The organism is Belnapia moabensis DSM 16746 (genome assembly GCF_000745835.1).
In the GTDB taxonomy this organism is placed as follows: Bacteria; Pseudomonadota; Alphaproteobacteria; order Acetobacterales; family Acetobacteraceae; genus Belnapia; species Belnapia moabensis.
In genome coordinates this window covers 1-5,081 of the sequence record NZ_JQKB01000063.1, presented here as the reverse complement: position 1 = coordinate 5,081, position 5,081 = coordinate 1, and the positions used below count along the sequence as shown (strand labels likewise).

At 67.3% G+C, this 5,081-nt stretch carries 4 protein-coding genes and 1 pseudogene; all 5 read left to right on the top strand.

The features are described from left to right. Window positions 1-306, top strand: a 306-nt coding sequence (locus tag EP26_RS36910; RefSeq protein ID WP_211259528.1) for a transposase, incomplete at its 5' end; no start/stop codon positions are given. 277 nt (window positions 307-583) lie between these two features. Beyond that, a pseudogene (locus EP26_RS23790) lies at window positions 584-1,393 on the top strand (IS5 family transposase); the annotation flags it as partial. A 335-nt stretch (window positions 1,394-1,728) separates the two neighbouring features. Next, entirely contained in the window at window positions 1,729-2,748 is a 1,020-nt protein-coding gene (locus EP26_RS23785; protein ID WP_052389591.1) for a Bug family tripartite tricarboxylate transporter substrate binding protein, read from the top strand. Window positions 2,749-3,034: 286 nt separating this feature from the next. Further along, the gene (locus tag EP26_RS23780; protein ID WP_052389590.1) at window positions 3,035-4,279 is read left to right on the top strand and encodes an MFS transporter; all 1,245 of its coding nucleotides are present in this window, start codon (window positions 3,035-3,037) and stop codon (window positions 4,277-4,279) included. A gap of 111 nt (window positions 4,280-4,390) precedes the next feature. Then, window positions 4,391-5,081: Bug family tripartite tricarboxylate transporter substrate binding protein (locus EP26_RS23775; RefSeq protein ID WP_043342326.1), on the top strand; the 691-nt coding region annotated here is incomplete at its 3' end.

Here is a 5,081-nt window from a genome sequence, read left to right as displayed (position 1 = left end):
ATCAGCCTGGGCGTAAGCAAAGGAGCCCATGCTGTCCTCGTCCTCGACGGCGCGGGCTGGCACACCTCACCCAAGCTGCAACTGCCCGCAAACATCAGCCTGCTGCCGCTGCCTCGCTATGCGCCCGACCTGAACCCGGTCGAGAACCTGTGGGAGTTCCTGCGGGCCAACTTTCTCAGTCATCGCGTGTGGGAGAGCTACGACGCTATCGTGGACGCCTGCTGCTCAGCCTGGAACGCGCTGATGCGCAGACCAGAGCAGGTCACCTCCATCACCACCCGTGCCTGGGCTCAGGTCAAGCTCTAGGGCGGCTGGTATAACACCGTCCGACGCGGGCTGACCAAGCGCTGGTGAAGACATCGGCGCGGGCGTTCCGGTATCAGCGGCTGCTGGACGGGGGGCTACACCTTGATCAGCGAGATGGCGAGAAGGGAGCGGATTGTGCGGGGCTACCACGGAGCGCTGTTGTGGCTGACGCTGCTGGCACCGAACCTGGTGGGGCTCATCCTGGATGGGCGAGCGTCTAGAGCGTGTTGCGGACCACTGGTCATCCCAAATGACGGGGTATGTCTGTTGAGCCCGTCGGTATTGCTACCCCACTGATACGACAGAGGAGGAGTGGGCCTTTGCTGCGCCCTATCTGACGCTGCTGCCGGGGGACGCGGGGCAACGGCGATACCCGTTGCCGGCCTCCTATGATGCGCTGCGCTGGATTGTCCGGGCTGGGGCCGCCTGGCGGCTGCTGCCGGGCGACTTCCCGCCCTGGCATGTGGTCTACGACCAAGCCCGGCGCTGGCTGGCGGCGGGCTGCTTCGAAGCTATGGCGCACGACCTCCGCGTCGTGCTGCGGCTGGTTGAGCGGCGCGCTGCCGAGCCGAGTGCGGCCATCCTCGACAGTCGCACCCTGCGATCCACGCCCGAGAGCGGCGCCCGCGCTGGCTACGATGGGGCCAAGCGGCAGAAGGGCTCCAAGCTGCACGCCGCGGTCGACACCCTCGGCCACCTTCTGGCCCTGCACGTGACGCCGGCCGATGAGCAGGATCGTGCCCAGGTCGGCCAACTCGCCGCTGCCGTGCAAGAAGCAACCGGCGAGGCAGTGGACCTCGCCTATGCCGACCAGGGCTACACGGGCGAGGTGCCGGCCAAGGCCGCCGAGGCCAACGGCATGGCGCTCCAGATTATCCGCGCCCCAGAGTCAAAGCGCGGGTTCGTCCTACTGCCTCGCAGGTGGGTGGTGGAGCGTAGCTTCGCCTGGGCCGCCCGCTTCCGACGCCTCGCCCGCGACTACGAGCGACTGCCCCAGACCGTCGCCGGCCTGCACGTCGTCGCCTTCGTCACCTTCATGCTCGCCAAGGCAACCGCCGCCTTCGACTTGGTCCACAACACGCTCTAGAGCCGTCACGTTGCCGGCCCTGCTAGACATCTTCCTATTCGAGCGGTCTGAACAAGCTACCGTGGTTTCTTTGCTTGACCCGTAGCCAAGGCCCGGCCTGCCGGGACCGCCGAGCCTGCTCAGTTGACGGCGCCGTGCCGAAGCATACCGTCTACTTGAAGGCCGAAATGGAGGTGACGAACGTTTAGGTGCTGCCGACGCAACGCACTCGCACAAAGGTTATCGGTTGCCGCGGTGGTGGGCACCGCCATCCAGGACCGACTCTACTGGACGCTGTAGCTGCAGCTCACGCTTTTCGTTGCCGAGCCGAGCCACCGACGCGCGGGGAAGTAGTTATGATTGGGGACACGATCAACGTCGACCGAAACTGGTACGCACCGGGTTGCGGAACGCGCCGTGCCTGGCTGGGCATTGTGGGTGCGGCCTGCGCCGCAGCGACCGCGCGTGCCCAGTGCCTGGCCTGGCCCACGCAACCAATCCGCTTTATCGGGATCTTTCCGCCCGGCGGTGGGACAGACATCCTCTCGCGCATCTGCTGCAATCGGATGGCCGAGATCACGGGCCAGTCTTTCGTTGTCGAGAACCGCTCAGGTTCGGGCGGGAATGTAGGCACGGAGGCGATCGCGCGTGCCACACCGGATGGCAACACGATTGGGCTCGCCTCAGTCTCCTCCCTCTCGATCGCGCCTACTCTCTACCCTCGGCTGCCCTACGACGTCGAGCGCGACTTCTCCTATATCTGCGGCCTGTGGCAGTTGCCGAACCTGCTTATCGTGCGCCCCGGCGTTCCAGCCCATAGCGTCCCTGAGCTCATCGCGCTCTGCCGCCGCGAGCCCGGCAGCTTCAGCTTTGGGAGCTCGGGCGCCGGCACCACGCTCCACATTGCGGGCGAGATGTTCAAGCATATGGGCCAAGTGAACATGTTGCACGTGCCCTACCGCGGAGGCGCGCAGGCCTACAACGACCTCTTGGGCGGCCGCGTCGACATGATCTTCGGCAACATCCCCGAGGCGCTGCGCCTCTCGCGCGAGGGTCAAGTGCGGCCGCTCGCCGTGACCGGCGCTAGGCGCAGCCCGCAGGCGCCAGACGTGCCGGCGATGTCGGAGTTCCTGCCAGGCTACGAGATCAACTCCTGGGGCGGGGTGCTCGGCCCCGCCGGCATCGAGCCCGCAATCATTGAGCGGATCGCCGAGGTCGGGCGCGAAGCGGTTGAGAGCGCCGAAGTTCGCCGTCGCTTCGAAGAGGCGGGTGCCACGGTGTGGCGGACACTACCCGCGGGCCTTGCAAAGTTCCGCCGCGAGAACGAGACGCGCTTCGCGCCGCTGGTCCGGGCCTCGGGCGCGCGGGTGGAGTGAACAGCTGGAGGAACGGCGCCTCCAGATGACGTGGGGGCTCCCGCGCCCCCGCGGTCCGTCGGGCCTTTAGTAGATCGTGAGCGCGCTCTCAGACTGAGCGGTGGTCGCGCCCACGGGCCCTCGGCGTGGAGAGATTGGAGCCGTCTGATGTGCCGACCGAGGTAAACCTAGGCGGTTCGGCGCTGCTCTTCCGGTGTAGTGTGAGTGTTCCTGCCCTTGGAACGAGGCAAAACCGCGCCCGTTTCATTGGCTGTTCCACTCCGCCGTCCTGATCCGGAGCCCTCCCATGAAGCAGCGGGGCGCTGAGCGCGCATTGGACGCCCTGAGTTTCTTCGTCTCCGACGCCCGGTATGGGCTCGGCGCCTATCTCGGCATCTATCTTCTTGCCGAACACGGCTGGGATCCGGCGAGCATCGGTGCCGCGCTGTCGGTCGGCATGCTGACCGGGCTGCTGTCGCAGGCGCCCCTCGGCGCACTCGTCGATGCGGTGCAAGCCAAGCGCGCGCTGATCGCGGGGGCGGTCTTGGTGATGACCGCAACCTGTCTTGTCATACCGTTCGCGCCTCAGTTCTGGTCGGTAGCGCTGGCGGGGCTGGTCGGAGCCATGGCCGGCGTCACAATCGGGCCGACGCTCGCCGCCATCTCACTCGGAGTAGTTGGCCCGGCACGCTTTGCCCGCCGCGCTGGGCGGAACGAGGCGCTGTTCCACCTTGGCGACGGCACGATCAGCCTGGCGATCCTGGTCACCGCGCCCTTCTTCGGCAACTCGGTGTTGTTCTGGTCCATGGGTTTTACGGCTGTTGCCAGCATAGCGGCTGCCGCGGCAGTTCCTGCGAGCGCGATCGATCACGCTGTCGCCCGGGGCCTGCTACCCGGCGAGGTGGCGAATGCGGCACAGCCCACGGCTTGGCGCGTGCTGCTGGGCTCCCGGCCCCTGTTGATCTTCGCGGTTTGTGGCGCCCTGTTCCACCTGGCCAATGCCAGTATGCTGGGGCTGGTGTCGCAGAAGCTGGCGCTGGGCAATCTCGGCCAGGGCATCGCGCTCACAGCGGCCTCCGCCATCGTCGCACAGGCGGTCATGGTACCAGTCGCAGCACTGGTCGCGGCGCGGGTGGATGCCTGGGGGCGCAAGCCGCTGCTGTTGGCCGCCTTCGTCGCCCTGGTGCTGCGGGGGACGCTCTATACCCTCTCCGATGAGCGAGCCTGGCTGATCGGGGTCCAGCTCCTCGATGGGGTTGGTGCGGGCCTGATCGGCGCGCTCTTCCCGATTGTGGTCGCTGACCTGACGCGTGGCAGCGGGCACTTCGCCGCCGCACAAGGCGTGGTGGGCACATTGCATGGGATTGGCAGCATGATGAGTATGGTTCTCGGTGGGGTGCTGGTGGTGTGGGCCGGGTATGACACCGCCTTCCTGGTGCTCGCCTCGACTGCCGCCCTGGGTGGCATCCTGGTCTGGTCGGCTATGCCCGAAACTCGAGGGGTGGCGGCGATGGGCAGGACCGGCAGGACGGAAGCGAAATCTATTGCCTGAGCCCCTCGGTTCGTCGATGACGCAGCCCTGCTTGGGGGTGGTCAGCGACGCGCTTGGCCCGCATCATGGCGTAGCAGGGTCAACGTCCGCCCGGGAGAGAAAGCATCCCCTATGCTCCGCCGTCATGCGCTCACACTCGGTGCCGCGGTCGCGGCCGGTCCCCTGGCTGCACAGACGCAGCAGGGTGGGGCCGAAGCCTGGCCCAGCCGGCCGGTCACCATCCTCGTCCCCTTTGTCGCCGGCGGCCCGTCGGACATCGTCGCACGCGTCATTGCCCAGTACGGCGGCCAGTCGCTTAGCCAGCCGATGGTGGTCGAGAACCGCGCTGGTGCGAATGGCGAGGTCGCGTCACGCCTGCTGGCCCGGGCACAGCCGGACGGGCACACCCTGCTCGTGGGCTCGATCGGCGTCTTCGCCATCAACGCCGCGCTGCGCCCGAACCTCGGCTACGACCCGTTGGCCTTCACCCCCATCACGCTGGCGGTCACCACGCCGAACGTGCTGGTGGTGAACCCGGACAAGGTGCCCGCGACCGACTTGCGCGGCGTCATCGACTGGCTGCGGCGCAATCGTGGCCGCACCAGCTACTCGACCAGCGGCGTCGGGTCCTCGGACCAGATGACCATGGAGCTCTTCAAGCAGCTCACAGGGACTGAACCGACCCATGTGCCCTATGCGGGCGGAGCGGCGGCGGCCACTGACCTGATTGCCGGCAACGTGGAGCTAAGCTTCCAGAACCTCGGCACGGTGGCAGGCCATATCCAGGGCGGGCGACTGCGCCCGATCGTGGTCACCAGCGCCG

Coding starts and splice junctions, on each gene's coding strand:
- EP26_RS23785 (WP_052389591.1), top strand. CDS start 1,729: ATGATTGGGGACACGATCAACGTCGACCGAAACTGGTACGCACCGGGT.
- EP26_RS23780 (WP_052389590.1), top strand. CDS start 3,035: ATGAAGCAGCGGGGCGCTGAGCGCGCATTGGACGCCCTGAGTTTCTTC.